Below are 16,729 nucleotides of genomic sequence, written 5' to 3'. Positions count from 1 at the left end.
AGTCAAACCCGCAAAGCACCAAGGTGAAGCACAACCCCGCACCACCCCTTCCCGGCGGCACCAAACGGGTGCGTCGTCGCGCCCACTCTTCGCGCAAAATACTGTTCCAGAGCCCTTTTCAGGTATAGGCACAGCCTTTGCTAAAGACCTCTCCAGTCATTGAATTCATCACTAAAAAATCAGAGACCTGGAGATCGCACCATGAAGCGTCGTAGCTTGATCAAGGCTTTCACCCTGAGCGCCTCCATCGCAGCCATGGGCATGACCTGGACGGTGCAAGCCGCCGAGACCATCAAAGTAGGGATTTTGCATTCGTTGTCCGGAACCATGGCGATCTCCGAAACCTCGCTCAAAGACATGGCCCTGATGACCATTGACGAGATCAACGCCAAGGGCGGTGTCAACGGCAAGATGCTCGAACCCGTAGTGGTCGACCCGGCCTCCAACTGGCCACTGTTTGCCGAAAAGGGCCGCCAGTTGCTGACTCAGGACAAGGTTGCGGTGGTGTTCGGCTGCTGGACATCGGTGTCGCGCAAATCGGTACTGCCGGTGTTTGAAGAACTCAACGGCCTGCTGTTCTACCCGGTGCAATACGAAGGCGAAGAGATGTCGCCCAACGTCTTCTACACCGGCGCGGCGCCGAACCAGCAAGCGATTCCAGCGGTGGAATACCTGATGAGCGAAGACGGCGGCAGCGCCAAACGTTTTGTGCTGCTGGGCACCGACTACGTGTACCCGCGCACCACCAACAAGATCCTGCGCGCATTCCTGCATTCCAAAGGCGTGGCCGACAAGGACATCGAAGAGGTCTACACCCCGTTTGGGCACAGCGACTACCAGACCATCGTGGCCAATATCAAAAAGTTCTCGGCGGGCGGCAAGACAGCGGTGATCTCCACGGTCAACGGTGACTCCAACGTGCCCTTCTATAAAGAGCTGGCCAACCAGGGCCTGAAAGCGACCGACGTGCCGGTGATCGCGTTCTCGGTGGGTGAAGAGGAGCTGCGCGGCATCGACACCAAACCGCTGGTGGGTAACCTGGCGGCGTGGAACTACTTCCAGTCGGTAGAGAACCCGGTCAACGCCAAATTCGTGGCTGACTGGAAAGCCTACGCCAAAAAACACAACCTGCCGGGCGCCGACAAGGCCGTGACCAACGACCCGATGGAAGCCACCTACGTGGGCATTCACATGTGGGCCCAGGCGGCCGAAAAAGCCAAGTCCACCGATGTCGACAAGGTGCGCGAAGCCCTGGCGGGCCAGACCTTTGCCGCGCCTTCGGGCTACACCCTGACGATGGACAAGACCAACCATCACCTGCACAAGCCGGTAATGATCGGCGAGATCCAGCCGGACGGGCAGTTCAGCGTGGTATGGCAGACCGAAGGGCCGATCCGCGCCCAGCCGTGGAGCCCTTACATCCCGGGCAATGACAAGAAGCCGGATTACGCGGTGAAGAGTAACTGAGGCCAGCCTCATCGTTGTGCTTTTGTGGGAGCGGGCTTGCTCGCGATGCAGTCAACACGGTTTGACTGAAAGACCGCGTTGCCTGCATCGCGAGCAAGCCCGCTCCCACAGGTGTGTTGAATTGCTTCTATCTGTGCAAGGCCATAACTATGCCCACTGCCCTTTACCGCGTTATCGTCGCGCTACTGCTGTTGCTGCCCCTGGCCGCCCACGCCGACGACGCCAGCGACTTCGCCGCAGCCAATAACGCCCAGCAAGCCCAACTCCTGGAAAGCTGGGCCGCACAACCCGCGCCCGCCCGCATCGAACTGATCAACAGCCTGCAACAGGGCCAGGTCACCGTAGACGGCCAGGTTAAAACCCTGCGCCTGAACAACCGCTTGCGCGGCTTGATCGATACCGCACTGGCCAGCCATCAACTGCTGGCAGCCGACCCCAAGCTGCGCTTGAGCGCAGCGCAACAATTGCAGAAATCCGCCAAACCGGCGCAACTCAATTTCCTCGACCAACAACTGGCCGCTGAAAAGGACAGCGATGTGCACAGCGCATTAAGCCTGGCGCTGGCCAATCTGCAATTGGTCGACCCCAACCCTGCCGTGCGTCTGGCCGCCGTGCACCTGCTGGGCGAAACTGGCGAACCGCTGGCCCGCACCCGCCTCGAAAACCTGCTGCAACCAGGGGTAGAAACCGATGCCAGCGTGCACACCGCCGCCGAAACCAGCCTGGTGCAAATCAAACGCAAGCTGCTGATCGGCGACCTGCTGGGGCAGGCGTTCAGCGGTTTGTCCCTCGGATCGATCCTGCTGCTGGCTGCACTCGGCCTGGCCATCACCTTTGGCCTGCTGGGGGTGATCAATATGGCCCACGGCGAAATGCTGATGCTCGGCGCCTATTCCACCTACTGCGTGCAGTTGCTGTTCCAGCGCTTTGCTCCCGGCGCCATCGAGTTCTACCCGCTGCTGGCCCTGCCCGTGGCGTTCTTCGTTACCGCAGCCGTGGGCATGCTGCTGGAGCGCACCATCATCCGTCACCTCTACGGCCGCCCGCTGGAGACATTGCTTGCCACCTGGGGCATCAGCCTGATCCTGATCCAGCTGGTACGTGTGCTGTTCGGCGCGCAAAACGTCGAAGTGGCCAACCCGGCCTGGCTGTCGGGCGGGCTGCAAGTGCTGCCCAACCTGGTGTTGCCGTATAACCGTCTGGTGATCATCGTCTTCGCCCTGGCCGTGGTGGTACTGACCTGGCTGCTGCTGAACAAGACCCGTTTGGGCCTCAACGTGCGCGCCGTTACCCAGAACCGCAACATGGCTGCCTGCTGCGGTGTACCCACCGGGCGCGTGGACATGCTCGCCTTCGGCCTGGGCTCGGGGATTGCCGGACTTGGCGGCGTGGCCTTGAGCCAGGTCGGCAACGTGGGCCCGGATCTGGGACAGGGCTACATCATCGACTCGTTTCTGGTGGTGGTGCTGGGCGGCGTCGGCCAATTGGCCGGTACTGTGTATGCGGCCTTTGGCCTGGGTATCGCCAACAAGATCCTCGAACCGCAGATCGGTGCCGTGCTGGGCAAAATCCTGATCCTGGGACTGATCATTCTGTTTATCCAGAAGCGTCCGCAGGGGCTCTTCGCGCTTAAAGGACGGGTGATCGACTGATGAATCAGCCTCTGATGGTCACTGCTGCACAAAAGGCCGGACCTGCGGTCACTACACTGGTGGGCGTTCTGGTCCTGCTGGTATTGCTGGCCCTGCCGCTGCTCTCGCTGTTGCCCGCCGACAGCCCGTTGCAGGTCTCGGCCTACACGCTGACGCTGGTGGGCAAGATTCTCTGCTACGCCATTGTCGCCCTGGCCCTGGATCTGGTCTGGGGCTACGCCGGGCTGCTGTCGCTCGGCCATGGCCTGTTCTTCGCCCTGGGCGGTTACGCAATGGGTATGTACCTGATGCGCCAGGCCTCGGGCGACGAGTTGCCGGCCTTTATGACCTTTTTGTCGTGGACCGAGCTGCCATGGTACTGGGTCGGTACCGAGCATTTCTGGTGGGCAATGTGTCTGGTGGTATTGGCCCCCGGCCTGCTGGCCCTGGTGTTCGGCTTTTTCGCCTTTCGCTCGCGGATCAAGGGCGTGTACTTCTCGATCATGACCCAGGCCCTGACCTTCGCCGGAATGCTGCTGTTTTTCCGCAACGAAACCGGCTTTGGCGGCAACAACGGCTTCACCAATTTTCGCAGTATTCTGGGCTTTGGCATCACCGAGCCGGGCACGCGCGCGGCGCTGTTTTTGGCCACCGTGCTGCTGCTGGTGACCAGCCTGTTCCTTGGCTGGCGACTGGCGCGCAGCAAGTTCGGCCGGGTATTGACCGCACTGCGCGACGCGGAAAACCGCCTGATGTTCTGCGGCTACGACCCACGCGGTTTCAAGCTGTTCGTCTGGGTACTGAGCGCCGTGCTGTGCGGCCTGGCCGGGGCCTTGTATGTGCCCCAGGTGGGCATTATCAACCCGGGTGAAATGTCGCCGACCAACTCCATCGAAGCCGCCGTATGGGTCGCCCTCGGCGGGCGCGGCACCCTGATCGGCCCGCTGCTGGGGGCAGGCGTGGTCAATGGCATGAAAAGCTGGTTTACCGTGGCCTTCCCCGAATACTGGCTGTTCTTTCTCGGGGCGCTGTTTATCGTCGTGACCCTGTACCTGCCAAAAGGCGTGATCGGCCTGCTGAAGAAAAGGGGCGAACAATGAGAATCACACCGACCGCCGAATTCATGCTCGAACCGGTGCTGGACGCTGGCAGCAGTCGCGACGCCATCGGCCTGGGACAAGCCGCCGGGCCGGGCCTGAACACCCGCCACGGCACCCTCCTGACCCTGGAAGACATCAGCGTCAGCTTCGATGGCTTCAAGGCCCTGAACAACCTCAACCTGTATATCGGCGTCGGTGAACTGCGCTGCATCATCGGCCCCAATGGTGCGGGCAAGACCACCATGATGGATGTGATCACCGGCAAGACCCGGCCCAGCGAAGGCCAGGCCTGGTTTGGCGAAACCCTCGACCTGCGCCAGATGAGCGAAGTACAGATCGCCCAGGCCGGGATTGGCCGCAAGTTCCAGAAGCCCACGGTATTCGAGGCCCTGAGCGTGTTCGAGAACCTGGAGCTGGCGCAGAAGACCGACAAGTCGGTGTGGGCCAGCCTGCGCGCGAAACTGACAGGAGAGCAAAAGGACCGTATCGGCGAAGTGCTGCATACCATCCGCCTGACCGGCTCGGCCCTGCGGCCTGCGGGGCTGTTGTCCCACGGGCAGAAACAGTTTCTGGAAATCGGCATGTTGTTGATGCAGGACCCGCAACTGCTGTTGCTCGACGAGCCGGTGGCGGGCATGACCGATGCCGAAACCGAATTCACCGCCGAGCTGTTCAAGAGTCTGGCGGGCAAACATTCGCTGATGGTGGTGGAGCATGACATGGGCTTTGTCGGCTCGATTGCCGACCACGTCACCGTGCTGCACCAGGGCAGCGTATTGGCCGAAGGCTCGCTGGAGCAGGTGCAGGCGGATGAACGGGTGATCGAAGTCTACCTGGGTCGCTGAAAACTGCCCGCTCCCACAGGGGCATGGAGAGAACTGAACATGCTTAACGTCGAAAAACTGCACCAATACTACGGCGGCAGCCATATCCTTCGCGGCCTGTCCTTCGAGGTCAAAGTCGGTGAAGTCACCTGCCTGCTCGGCCGTAATGGCGTGGGCAAGACCACCCTGCTCAAATGCCTGATGGGCCTGTTGCCGGTCAAGGAAGGCAGCGTGCAGTGGGAGGGCCAGCCCATCACCACGCTCAAGCCTCATCAGCGGGTCCACGCCGGGATCGCCTATGTGCCCCAGGGCCGGGAGATTTTCGGGCGCCTGACAGTGGAAGAAAACCTGCTGATGGGCCTGTCGCGCTTTCCCGGCGCCGAGGCCAGGGAAGTGCCGGCGTTTATCTACGAACTGTTCCCGGTGCTGCTGCAAATGAAACACCGGCGCGGCGGAGATTTGTCCGGCGGCCAGCAGCAACAGCTGGCCATCGGTCGCGCACTGGCCAGCCGCCCGCGTCTGCTGATCCTCGACGAGCCCACCGAAGGCATCCAGCCCTCGGTGATCAAGGAGATCGGCGCAGTGATCAAAATGCTCGCCGCCCGCGGCGATATGGCGATTTTGCTGGTGGAGCAGTTTTATGACTTTGCCGAAGAACTGGCCGATCAGTATCTGGTGATGTCGCGAGGTGAAATCGTGCAACAGGGGCGTGGCGAAAATATGCAAACAGAGGGTGTGCGCGGGCTGGTGACGATTTAATCTGTCCCTCTTTCCTGGTGCTTTTCTTACAAAGAAGTCCTACATATGAACCTGCCGGCCAATACCGCATTGTTCACCCCCAGCTGGCTCGCCGAGCTGGAGCTGGGCTATGGCCGTTTTGGCGACAGCACCCGCCCTACCCTGCGGCGCCACCTCGGCCCGTTGCGGGTGCAAAAGCATTTGTACGCCGAAGGCCCCGAGGTGTGCCAGCACATCATCGTCCACCCGCCGGGGGGGATTGCCGGGGGTGACCAACTGAATATCAGCGCCAGCGTCGGCCCCGATGCCTGGGCGCAATTGACCAGCCCCGGCGCGGCCAAGTGGTATCGCGCGGCGGGCCCTGCTTACCAGACAGTCGAATTGAACGTGGCTGCCGGCGCGACCCTGGAATGGCTGCCGCAAGAAACCATCGTGTTCAGCGCAGCCCAGGCCGAACTCACCACCCGTATCGAACTTGCAGGCGATGCACGGCTGTTTTACTGGGACATGGTGGCGTTGGGGCGGCTGGCCAGCGGCGAGCGTTTTGAACATGGGCATTTTCAGTCACGCCTGGATATCCGCCGCGACGGCCAGTTGCTCTGGCATGAACGCCAGCGCATTGCAGGCGGCGACGGGCTGCTGGACTCGCCCATCGGCCTGGATGGCAACCCGGTGTTTGCCACCTTGCTGGTAACGGGTGAAGTCAGTGCCGAGCTGCTGGAACGCTGCCGCGCGCTGGCCAACCCGGTACGCGGTGATTTGACTCAATTACCGGGTTTACTGGTAGCGCGCTGCCTGGCCAGTGAAGCCTTGCAGGCGCGCAGCTGGCTGATCGATTTATGGCGCTTGCTGCGCCCGGCATTGCTGGGGCGCGAGGCGTTGGCGCCACGCATCTGGAGTACCTGAAGAGCCCCTCACCCTCTGGGAGAGGGTTAGGGTGAGGGCCAAGGCCCGACTCATTTTTAACTGCCGAACACGGACCCGACCATGGACCTGACTCCACGCGAAAAAGACAAGATGCTGATCTTCACCGCCGGCCTGCTGGCCGAGCGGCGGTTGGCCCGCGGTGTGATTCTCAACTACCCGGAAACCATCGCCTATATCTCCGCAGCCCTGCTCGAAGGTGCCCGCGATGGCCGCACCGTCGCCGAGCTGATGCACTACGGCACCACCCTGCTGACCCGCGACCAGGTGATGGAAGGCATTCCGGAAATGATCCCCGATATCCAGGTCGAAGCCACCTTCCCGGATGGCACCAAGCTGGTCACCGTCCACCAACCCATCGCCTGAGGCCGAGCATGTCTTATGTCATTCGTGATGCAGTCGCGGCGGATCTGCCGGCGATTCGCGATATCTACAACGATGCGGTGCTCAACACCCTGGCCATATGGAACGAAAGCACCGTAGACCTGGACAACCGCCAGCAGTGGTTCGACGCACGCCAGGCCCAGGGTTACCCGATTCTGGTGATCGTCGACGACACCAATATCGCCCTGGGCTATGCCTCGTTCGGCGACTGGCGGCCGTTCGAGGGCTTTCGCCATACCGTTGAGCACTCGGTGTATATCCACCCCGAGCAGCGCGGCAAAAAACTCGGGCCACAGTTGCTGGCCGAGTTGATCAAACGCGCCCGTGCCTGTGACAAGCATGTGATGGTCGCCGCCATCGAAGGCGCCAACGCGGCCTCGATCCATGTCCACAGGCAACTGGGCTTTGTCACCAGCGGGCGCATGCCGCAAGTGGGGATCAAGTTCGGCCGCTGGCTAGACCTGACTTTTATGCAACTGATGCTTAACCCCGGCGCCCTGCCGCCCAAGGAGCTCGCACAATGAACGCCGAACAGGTGGTACGCGTGACGGCGCAGAGCTTTGCTCAATACCGCGATGACTTGATTGTGCTGCTGCTCGATGCGGTCGGGCACGGTGCATCGGTGGGTTTCATGAACGACCTGGATCAGCCTCAGGCCAGCCGTTACTTCAACGAAGTTCACGGGCAACTGGAACAAGGCAATCTGCTGCTGTGGGTACTGGTCGAAGACCAGCGCGTGCTGGCCAGCGTGCAACTGGTGCTGTGCCAGAAGGCCAACGGCCTGAACCGTGCCGAGGTGCAAAAACTGCTGGTGCTCAATGAAGTGCGTCGCCGCGGCCTGGGCCAGGTACTGATCCACGCCCTGGAGCAAGGCGCCCGCGAGCAAAAGCGCGGCCTGTTGCACCTGGACACCGAAGCCGGCTCCCCGGCGGAGAACTTCTACAGTGCCCTGGGCTACACCCGCGTGGGCGAGTTGCCCAACTACTGCCAAAGCCCCGACGGCCACTACAGCCCCACGGCCATCTACTTCAAGACCCTGAGTGAGCCGCAATGATCCCGGGCGAATACCGCATTGAGTCGGGCGAGATCGAACTGAACGTCGGCCGCCGCACCCTGGTCCTGAGCGTAGCCAATCGTGGCGACCGCCCGATCCAGGTCGGCTCGCATTATCACTTTTTTGAAACCAACGACGCCCTGATGTTTGACCGTGGCGACAGTCGCGGCATGCGCCTGAACATTCCGGCTGGCACCGCCGTGCGCTTCGAGCCGGGGCAAACCCGTGAAGTGGAACTGGTGGAGCTGGCCGGTCTGCGCCGGGTGTTCGGCTTCGCCGGGCGGGTGATGGGCAATCTGGATTGACCCACAGGGTCCGGACCAATTTTTAGGAACTCACCATGAAAATCTCCCGTCAGGCTTACGCCGACATGTTCGGCCCCACCGTCGGCGACAAGATCCGCCTGGCCGACACCGAGTTGTGGATTGAGGTCGAGCACGACTTCACCACCTACGGCGAAGAAGTGAAGTTCGGCGGTGGCAAGGTGATTCGTGACGGCATGGGGCAGAGCCAACTGCTCGCCAGTGAAGTGGTCGACACGCTGATCACCAATGCGCTGATTATCGATCACTGGGGCATTGTCAAAGCCGATGTGGGCCTCAAGAACGGGCGCATCCACGCCATCGGCAAGGCCGGCAACCCGGATATCCAGCCCAACGTCACCATCGCCATCGGCGCCAGCACCGAAGTGATCGCCGGCGAAGGCATGATCCTCACCGCAGGCGGCATCGACACCCATATCCACTTTATCTGCCCGCAACAGATCGAAGAAGCGCTCAACAGCGGCGTGACCACCATGATCGGCGGCGGTACCGGCCCGGCCACCGGCACCAATGCCACCACCTGCACTTCGGGGCCGTGGCACATGGCGCGCATGCTTCAGGCCGCCGATTCGTTCCCGATGAACATGGGCTTTACCGGTAAGGGCAACGCCAGCCTGCCGCAACCGCTGATCGAACAGGTCGAAGCCGGAGCCATCGGCCTCAAGCTGCACGAAGACTGGGGCACCACCCCGGCGTCCATCGACAACTGCCTGACCGTTGCCGACCTCTATGACGTGCAAGTGGCGATCCACAGCGACACCCTGAACGAGTCGGGCTTTGTCGAAACCACCCTCGCCGCCTTCAAGGGCCGCACCATCCACACCTATCACACCGAAGGTGCCGGTGGCGGGCATGCGCCGGACATCATCAAGGCCTGCGGCCTGACCAACGTGCTGCCCAGCTCCACCAACCCGACGCGGCCTTTTACGCGCAACACCATCGACGAACACCTCGACATGCTGATGGTCTGCCATCACCTCGACCCGAGCATCGCCGAGGACGTGGCTTTCGCCGAAAGCCGGATCCGCCGCGAGACCATCGCCGCCGAAGACATCCTCCATGACCTGGGCGCGTTCTCGATGATCAGCTCCGACAGCCAGGCCATGGGCCGGGTGGGTGAAGTGATCACGCGCACCTGGCAAACTGCCGACAAGATGAAAAAACAGCGCGGGCCGCTGCCTGAGGATGCACCGGGCAACGATAACTTCCGCGCCAAGCGCTATATCGCCAAATACACCATCAACCCGGCGATCACCCATGGCGTAAGCCATGAAGTGGGCTCGATCGAAGTCGGCAAGTGGGCCGACCTGGTGCTGTGGCGCCCGGCGTTTTTCGGCGTCAAACCGACGTTGATCATCAAGGGCGGGGCCATTGCGGCAAGCCTGATGGGCGATGCCAACGCCTCGATCCCCACGCCGCAACCGGTTCACTATCGCCCGATGTTCGCCAGCTACGGCGGCTCGCGCCACGCCACCTGCCTGACCTTTATCAGCCAGGCCGCGTTTGACGCGGGCGTCCCCGCAGCGCTGAGTTTGCAAAAGCAAATCGCGGTGGTAAAGGGCTGCCGGGATGTGCAGAAAAAGGATCTGATCCACAACGGCTATCTGCCCGCGATCGAAGTCGACCCGCAGACCTATCAGGTCAAGGCCGACGGTGTATTGCTGTGGTGTGAACCGGCCGAGGTCCTGCCGATGGCACAGCGCTACTTCCTGTTCTGACACCCCGTATTTGCAGGGGGATTGGCGGTTGTACTGGAACGCTGCATTTGGCGTTAAGATGCGGCTCCATTTTTTACAACCGCTCTTGCAGCAAGGCGTGTGGCCATGGGCCTATCTGAATTCATCGTGCTCAATGTAGATCGCATCGTCGATGAATGGGAGCAGTTTGCCGAAACCATTACCCCGGCAGCCGAATCCATGAACAGCGTCGCGCTGCGCGACCATGCCAGGGAAATCCTGCTGGCTGCTTCGCGGGACATGAACACCGCGCAAACGGCCAGCGAGCAGCAGGCCAAGGCCGAGGGTGAAGGCCCCGAAACGAGCCCTGCGCTGGATGAAGCAGCTGCCAGCCACGGCGAACTGCGCCATACCGTGGGTTTTGATCTGGTGCAGATGACTTCGGAGTTCCGCCACCTGCGCGCCTGCGTCATCCGCCTGTGGGTCGCCAGCATCCAGGCCCCGGCCCACGAGCACCTGCTCGACATGATCCGCTTCAACGAAGCCATTGACCAGGCCCTGGCCGAGTCCACCGCGGCCTATGCCGAACAGGTCAATCGCTCACGCGACATCTTCCTTGCCATCCTGGGTCATGACCTGCGCGCACCGTTGCAAGCAGTGAGCATGTCCAGTGAAATGCTGGAGCGCAAAACCAGCCTTGACCCTGCGGCGCAGCCTTATCTGCTGGCCATCAGAAACGGCACGCGGCATATGGGCGCGATGGTCAATGACCTGCTGGAGTTTGTGCGCAGCCGTCTGGGCACCAGCCTGCCGATCGAGCCCGAGCCGATGGACCTTGCCCAGGCCTGCCAGGCGGCGCTGGATGAAGCCTGCGCCGGGCAACCGGATTGCGCGCCGGCACTGCAGGTCGAAGGTGATGTGCAAGGGCACTGGGATCCGCGCCGGTTGGGGCAACTGCTGCAAAACCTGATCGGCAATGCCCTGCAGCACGGTGCGCGCCGGGGCAAGGTGACATTGCACCTGAGCGGGGACAGCGAAGCGGTGACCTTGCGCGTGCACAACCTGGGCATGCCCATCGCCGAAGACGCCCTGGGCACCCTGTTCGACCCGCTGGTGCGCAGCCCGAGCGAAGACCTGACCCAGCCGGGTACATCCACCAGCCTGGGCCTGGGGTTGTTTATCATCAAGGAAGTGGTGGACGCCCACCAGGGCAGCATCGACGTGACCTCGACCGAAGCCGAGGGCACGACGTTTACGGTGGTGTTGCCCAAAAACGCCTGAGCCCTGGGCAAACGCCATCTGTGGGAGGGGCTTGCTCGCGATGCAGTCGCCGCGGTCTATCAGGAACACCGCACCGAGGCCATCGCAGGCAAGCCAGCTCCCACAGAGCCTTTAGGCAGGCTTCATCTATTGCGTCACAAACCGCCCCAACTGCTGCTTCAATCGCTGATTTTCAGCACGCAATTGCTGCACTTCCTCGAGCAGGTCCAGCGCCAGCGCCACGCCCTCCCATTCCATCTGCAGATCATCACGCAGCTTGGCCGCGCGTCTGGCGATGACCAGTTCGTAGTCTTCAAAACGCCACACGTCAGGCGTGCGGCCCTGAGGTTCGATAATTCCGTGTTCGACAATCTCTATCACGTAAGTGGCCGGGATATTGGCCTCTTCGCAGAACCTTTCCATGTCCAGCTGAACGATCAGGGTGCTGCTCATGATCAGTTACTCCATTGGGCTCTCGGATCAAATGCTGCTTTGTCGGCAAGTTCTTGCCACAGGGCCTTGGTGGCCTCGTCGCCATGGGTCGGCATGACCACTTTCAGTTGCGCATACAAATCACCACGCTGGCCTTGCTTGTCCACCAGGCCGTGGCCCTTGATGCGCATGCGCTGACCGCTCTGGCTGTCAGGGCGAATGGTCATCATCACCTTGCTGGTCAGGGTCGGTATCGCCACCTTGGTGCCCAGCGCAGCTTCCCACGGCGCCAGAGGAACCGTGATAACCAGGTCATGGCCTTCAACATCGAACTTCGGATGCGGTGCAAAACGGATGATCAGGTACAGATCACCGTTGGCCCCGCCACCCACGCCAGGGCCACCCTGGCCTTTAAGGCGAATGCGTTCACCGTCGGTCACACCGGCCGGGATCTTCACGTTCAGGGTCTTGCTGACCCCGCCTATCTGAAAGCTGATGGGCTTGGACTCACCCGACAGGGTTTCTTCAAGGAAAATCGGCAATTCCATTTCAACATCCTGCCCGCGACGGCCCGCACTGCGGCCTGATTGCCCACCAAAACCGCCACCACGCGAACCGAAGATCGAGCTGAAGAAGTCCGAAAAATCGCCATTGTCTTCGAAACCGCCGCTGGAACGGCCTTGCCAGCCCGGCGGCCCCTGGAACGGCTGGCCATGCTGGCCGTATTTGCGAATTTCGTCGTATTCAGCGCGTTTTTCGGCGCTTTTAAGGGCTTCATACGCCTCGTTGACATCCTTGAACTTGCTCTCGGCGTCCTTTTCCTTGCTCACATCCGGGTGATACTTGCGCGCCAGCTTGCGATAGGCGGTCTTGATCGCCTTATCGTCCGCCGTGGGCTCGACACCCAGGATCTTGTAATAGTCTTTGAAGTCCATGTAAGGATCACCATCCGTTATCAATATCGCGCAGCTCAGGTCACCAGAATGCTCTGGTTGCCCGGCCTGTCATTTGACCGGCCTCAAGAACAGCGCTGCCAATGTTTATCGGCAGCCTAAAGACTGCCACGCCAATGACTGGAAGTTTGGGGATCAAGGATAGTCTTTCAAGTGGATTAAAACCTGCGATTTAACGATTAGTCGTGCTTCGATTCTGCGGCGGTCTGACATACACTGCGCGGCCGTTTTTTGACCGGAACACGAAAGACATGAAAAGCGCCTCTCCAGCACGTGCCTGCGGTATCGACTTCGGCACGTCAAACTCCACCGTCGGCTGGCTGCGTCCAGGCGTGGAAACCCTCATTGCGCTGGAGGACGACAAGATCACCCTGCCCTCGGTGGTGTTCTTCAATATGGAAGAACGCCGCCCGGTGTACGGCCGTCTGGCGCTGCATGAGTACCTGGAAGGCTACGAAGGCCGCCTGATGCGCTCGCTCAAAAGCCTGCTGGGTTCCAAGCTGATCAAGCACGACACCAGCGTTCTGGGCACGGCGATGCCGTTCAAGGACTTGCTGGGGCTGTTTATCGCCCAGCTGAAAAAGCGCGCCGAAGCGACCGCCGGTCGTGAATTCGAAGAAGTGGTACTCGGTCGCCCGGTATTTTTCGTCGACGACGACCCCCTGGCCGACCAGGAAGCCGAAAACACCCTGACTGACGTGGCCCGCGCCATCGGCTTCAAGGAAGTGTCCTTCCAGTACGAACCGATCGCCGCGGCATTTGACTATGAGTCCACCATCGAGCGCGAAGAGCTGGTGCTGATTGTCGATATCGGCGGTGGTACGTCCGACTTCTCCCTGGTGCGCCTGTCGCCCGAGCGCCGTGGCCTGGACAACCGCCAGGACGATATTCTGGCCACCGGCGGCGTACACGTGGGCGGTACGGATTTCGACAAACAGCTGAGCCTGCAAGGCGTGATGCCATTGTTCGGCTACGGCAGCCGCATGAAAAGCGGTGCCTACATGCCTACCAGCCATCATATGAACCTGGCGACCTGGCACACCATCAACTCCGTGTACTCGCAAAAATCCCAGCTGTCGCTGGGCAGCATGCGTTACGACATTGAGGATACCGGCGGTATCGACCGTCTGTTCAAACTGATCGAGCAGCGTGCCGGACACTGGCTGGCGATGGAAATCGAGCAGACCAAGATCGAACTGACCCACAACGACAGCCGCCATGTGCCACTGGACCGGGTTGAAGCGGGGTTGAGCGTAAACCTGAGCCGTGCGATGTTTGAAGAGTCCATCGACAACCAGCTGGAACGCATCCGCAACAGCGTGACGCAATTGCTGGGCAATGCCGGCGTGGGTGTCGAGCAGGTGGATACGGTGTTCTTCACCGGTGGTTCGAGCGGGATTCCGGCCTTGCGCCAGAGCGTCGCGGCCATGTTGCCGAATGCGCAGCATGTTGAAGGCAACATCTTCGGCAGCATCGGCAGCGGTCTGGCGATTGAGGCTAAAAAGCGTTACGGCTAATACCCTCGCCCCAACCCTCTCCGTCCGGGAGAGGGTTGGGGCAAGCCGTTACACCAACCCCACCTGCTTCAGCTCACTCTTCAAATATGCATAGTAGATCGGCCCCGCCACCACGCCCGGCAGGCCGAAGGCTGCTTCAAAGACCAGCATCGCCAGCAGCAATTCCCACGACTTGGCACTGATTTGCCCGCCGACGATCTTGGCGTTGAGGAAGTATTCCAGCTTGTGGATAACAATCAGATAACCCAGCGCCCCGATCGCCACCCAGATCGATAGCGACAAACCGACGATAGTGATCAGGGTGTTGGAAATCAGGTTGCCAATCACCGGCAGCAAACCCAGCAGGAAGGTCAGCACGATCAGGGTTTTGGTCAGCGGCAGATGCACGCCCAGCAGCGGCAGGACTACAGCCAGAAAGATCCCGGTAAATACCGTGTTGAGCAGCGCGATCTTGATTTGCGCAAAAACGATATTGCGAAAGGCTTGTACCAGCAGGTGCAGACGCTCGAACAGCGCAGCCGACAGCGGCTTGCGGCGGCTGATATCAGGAATGGTCTGCAAGGCCATGATGGCCCCCAGCACCATGCCGATCAGCAGGGTCACGAACATATGCGCGGCGTCTTTGCCCACCAGTTGCAGATCGCTGAGGTGCTTGTTCATCCATTGCCCGATGGCAATCCGGAACTCGGCAGCACTGGCTGGCAGGTAGCTGTCCAGGAACGGCGGCAACTGGCCGCGGGCCCGATCGACTACGGCCATGAATTTATTCAGTGAAGCGCCGGGGTTTTCCGCCTCATGCAACAGAAAACTGATGGCACCGGCAAAGATCAGCGCCAGTACGCTGACAATCACCGTACCTAGCAAAGCCACCGCCAGCCAGCGCGCACGGCGCCCGGCAATCAGACGCTGCAATTGCGGGGTGAGCATATTGACCAGTTCGAACACCAACAAGCCCGCCAGCAGGCTGGGCAACAAACGCAACGGGAAAACCAATAGCAGGCCGCCAGCAATAATGATGTAGCTGGCCAAGACGATGTGACGCTGAGAAAACGATGGCATACAGCCTCAAAACTGACAGCGTGAAAGGACTAGCAGTCTGCCAGCCTTCAGCTGCGAGCACTAGAATTTGTGACTGGCGGGACGGCATACACCCTGTGGGAGCGGGCTTGCTCGCGAATCAAGCGCTGCGGTATGTCAGTTAAACCGCAGTGAGGCCATCGCGAGCAAGCCCGCTCCCACAGTGCCGATCATTTTTTCTTCAGGCAATCACTCATAAAGGCTTTGCGCGCATCGCCCTTGAGGGCCTGGGTGCCTGCGGTGGCATTGCAGGTTTTCATCTTGTCCTGCTGCGTCGCCGGCTTGGCTTTGAGGCAGGTACTCATAAAGGCTTTGCGCTCATCGCCCTTGAGGGCCTTGGCACTGGCGTCAGCGTTACAGGTGGTCATTTTGTTTTGTTGGGCCGTGGCCGCAAAGCCCTGGGAACACAGGATCAGACCTATCATCAGCAAAGGAACACGCAGCATCTTCATGGAGTTTTCTCCTTGTTGGCGCGCCAACGGGCAGCGCGATTCCTGAAGTGTAGACAAACTCTGTTACAGCACTCGTGCCTGACGTCGATACTGCTCCGGGGTACATCCGGCCTGGCGCTGGAACATTGCGATAAACGCCGACGAGGTGCTGTAACCCAGGTCGAAGCCCACTTCCTGCACGCTGCGCGCCGATTCCAGCGCCTCAATCGCTGCCAGAAACCGCAGACGCTGACGCCACTCGCCAAAGCTCATGCCCAGTTCCCGAACAAACACCCGCGCCAATGTACGTTCGCTGACATGCACCTGCTGCGCCCACTGGCCCAACGGGCGGTTGTCGCCTGGGCTCTGTTGCAGCGCTTCCAACACCAGCAACAGGCCCGGATGGCTGGCATAAGGCAAGAAGCACTGATGCGCCGGTGCCTGGCGCAATTGGTCGACCAGCACCCGGGCCAGCCTTATATCGGCTTCGCTTTGCGGGATATTGATATCGCGGCGGGCAAAGTCGCTGAGGATGGCCTTGAGAATATCGCTGATAGCCAGGGTGACCGGGGTGGTCGGCAAGTGCTGGCAATGCACGGCATCCAGATACACAGAGCGATAAACAATCGCCTGGGCGTTGTAGGCACTGTGCTCGGTGTTGGGCGGCACCCAGACCGCGTATTGCGGCGGCGACATAAAGCGCCGGCCATCGACTTCAAAGCGCATCACACCGTGGGCCACATAATCCAGTGAGCCCCAGGCATGGGTATGGGGCACGGCATGGCTGTGGGCCTCAATCTCGGCATAGCGAAAGTAAACCGGCGCTGGCAGACCGTCGAACTCGGGGACGTTGATCAGATTCTTATGCATGCTGTCTGGATACGGGGTGAGGTTGGCTGGATCGCAGTATAGGCTCGCAGACAGACAAGCGGATAATC

The 16,729-nt window shown here is 60.8% G+C and carries 18 protein-coding genes; 13 read left to right on the top strand and 5 right to left on the bottom strand.

The window, feature by feature from the left end; all coding sequences use genetic code 11:
* Positions 1-201: 201 nt before the first annotated feature.
* From urtA to GHN92_RS14000, 12 genes are all read left to right on the top strand, one after another.
* Positions 202-1,467, top strand: a complete 1,266-nt coding sequence (gene urtA, locus GHN92_RS14055) for an urea ABC transporter substrate-binding protein (protein ID WP_095017659.1) — start codon at positions 202-204, stop codon at positions 1,465-1,467.
* A gap of 149 nt (positions 1,468-1,616) precedes the next feature.
* A complete protein-coding gene (gene urtB, locus GHN92_RS14050) occupies positions 1,617-3,119 on the top strand; it encodes an urea ABC transporter permease subunit UrtB (RefSeq protein WP_153380402.1) in 1,503 nt (500 codons plus the stop codon).
* Positions 3,119-4,198, top strand: coding sequence for an urea ABC transporter permease subunit UrtC (gene urtC / locus GHN92_RS14045; RefSeq protein ID WP_095020797.1), 1,080 nt, complete (start codon positions 3,119-3,121; stop codon positions 4,196-4,198). The genes urtB and urtC overlap by 1 nt, the downstream gene beginning before the upstream one ends.
* The gene (gene urtD / locus GHN92_RS14040) at positions 4,195-5,043 is read left to right on the top strand and encodes an urea ABC transporter ATP-binding protein UrtD (RefSeq protein ID WP_095001004.1); all 849 of its coding nucleotides are present in this window, start codon (positions 4,195-4,197) and stop codon (positions 5,041-5,043) included. Before urtC ends, urtD begins: the two co-directional genes overlap by 4 nt.
* Positions 5,044-5,082: 39 nt before the next feature.
* Complete coding sequence (urtE, locus tag GHN92_RS14035; RefSeq protein ID WP_095024332.1) at positions 5,083-5,781, top strand: urea ABC transporter ATP-binding subunit UrtE; 699 nt, start codon at positions 5,083-5,085, stop codon at positions 5,779-5,781.
* A gap of 45 nt (positions 5,782-5,826) precedes the next feature.
* A complete protein-coding gene (locus tag GHN92_RS14030) occupies positions 5,827-6,666 on the top strand; it encodes an urease accessory protein UreD (RefSeq protein WP_095017662.1) in 840 nt (279 codons plus the stop codon).
* Between the two features lie 81 nt (positions 6,667-6,747).
* Positions 6,748-7,050 carry an urease subunit gamma gene (gene ureA / locus GHN92_RS14025; RefSeq protein ID WP_016783355.1) on the top strand — a complete coding sequence of 101 codons (303 nt, stop codon included), beginning with the start codon at positions 6,748-6,750 and terminating at the stop codon, positions 7,048-7,050.
* A gap of 8 nt (positions 7,051-7,058) precedes the next feature.
* Complete coding sequence (locus GHN92_RS14020; protein WP_153380400.1) at positions 7,059-7,592, top strand: GNAT family N-acetyltransferase; 534 nt, start codon at positions 7,059-7,061, stop codon at positions 7,590-7,592.
* Positions 7,589-8,122 carry a GNAT family N-acetyltransferase gene (locus GHN92_RS14015; protein ID WP_095017663.1) on the top strand — a complete coding sequence of 178 codons (534 nt, stop codon included), beginning with the start codon at positions 7,589-7,591 and terminating at the stop codon, positions 8,120-8,122. Before GHN92_RS14020 ends, GHN92_RS14015 begins: the two co-directional genes overlap by 4 nt.
* Positions 8,119-8,427 carry an urease subunit beta gene (locus tag GHN92_RS14010; RefSeq protein WP_095000999.1) on the top strand — a complete coding sequence of 103 codons (309 nt, stop codon included), beginning with the start codon at positions 8,119-8,121 and terminating at the stop codon, positions 8,425-8,427. The genes GHN92_RS14015 and GHN92_RS14010 overlap by 4 nt, the downstream gene beginning before the upstream one ends.
* Positions 8,428-8,462: 35 nt before the next feature.
* Positions 8,463-10,163, top strand: coding sequence for an urease subunit alpha (gene ureC, locus GHN92_RS14005; protein ID WP_133144733.1), 1,701 nt, complete (start codon positions 8,463-8,465; stop codon positions 10,161-10,163).
* Between the two features lie 105 nt (positions 10,164-10,268).
* On the top strand, positions 10,269-11,402 hold the full coding sequence (locus GHN92_RS14000; RefSeq protein WP_095017665.1) for a sensor histidine kinase KdpD: 1,134 nt from the start codon (positions 10,269-10,271) through the stop codon (positions 11,400-11,402).
* Positions 11,403-11,528: 126 nt separating this feature from the next.
* On the opposite strand, the gene GHN92_RS13995 is transcribed toward GHN92_RS14000, so the two are convergent.
* Together GHN92_RS13995 and cbpA are read right to left on the bottom strand one after the other, a co-directional pair.
* Complete coding sequence (locus GHN92_RS13995; RefSeq protein WP_095000996.1) at positions 11,529-11,834, bottom strand: chaperone modulator CbpM; 306 nt, start codon at positions 11,832-11,834, stop codon at positions 11,529-11,531.
* 2 nt (positions 11,835-11,836) lie between these two features.
* Positions 11,837-12,748, bottom strand: a complete 912-nt coding sequence (gene cbpA / locus GHN92_RS13990; protein WP_095000995.1) for a curved DNA-binding protein — start codon at positions 12,746-12,748, stop codon at positions 11,837-11,839.
* A gap of 269 nt (positions 12,749-13,017) precedes the next feature.
* Here cbpA and GHN92_RS13985 point away from each other — a divergent pair, with 269 nt between their 5' ends.
* A complete protein-coding gene (locus GHN92_RS13985; RefSeq protein WP_095000994.1) occupies positions 13,018-14,283 on the top strand; it encodes an Hsp70 family protein in 1,266 nt (421 codons plus the stop codon).
* 48 nt (positions 14,284-14,331) lie between these two features.
* On the opposite strand, the gene GHN92_RS13980 is transcribed toward GHN92_RS13985, so the two are convergent.
* From GHN92_RS13980 to GHN92_RS13970, 3 genes are all read right to left on the bottom strand, one after another.
* Positions 14,332-15,342 (bottom strand): AI-2E family transporter, encoded by a 1,011-nt coding sequence (locus GHN92_RS13980; protein ID WP_095000993.1) that lies wholly within the window; start codon positions 15,340-15,342, stop codon positions 14,332-14,334.
* 188 nt (positions 15,343-15,530) lie between these two features.
* Positions 15,531-15,812, bottom strand: coding sequence for a PsiF family protein (locus GHN92_RS13975; protein WP_153380397.1), 282 nt, complete (start codon positions 15,810-15,812; stop codon positions 15,531-15,533).
* A 63-nt stretch (positions 15,813-15,875) separates the two neighbouring features.
* Positions 15,876-16,661 (bottom strand): helix-turn-helix transcriptional regulator, encoded by a 786-nt coding sequence (locus GHN92_RS13970; RefSeq protein ID WP_153380395.1) that lies wholly within the window; start codon positions 16,659-16,661, stop codon positions 15,876-15,878.
* Between the last annotated feature and the right edge of the window lie 68 nt (positions 16,662-16,729).

The organism is Pseudomonas sp. FSL R10-2964, assembly GCF_009600035.1.
In the GTDB taxonomy this organism is placed as follows: Bacteria; Pseudomonadota; Gammaproteobacteria; order Pseudomonadales; family Pseudomonadaceae; genus Aquipseudomonas; species Aquipseudomonas bubulae.
Note: the sequence above shows the minus strand (reverse complement) of the source record. Positions and strands in the feature narration are given on the sequence as shown.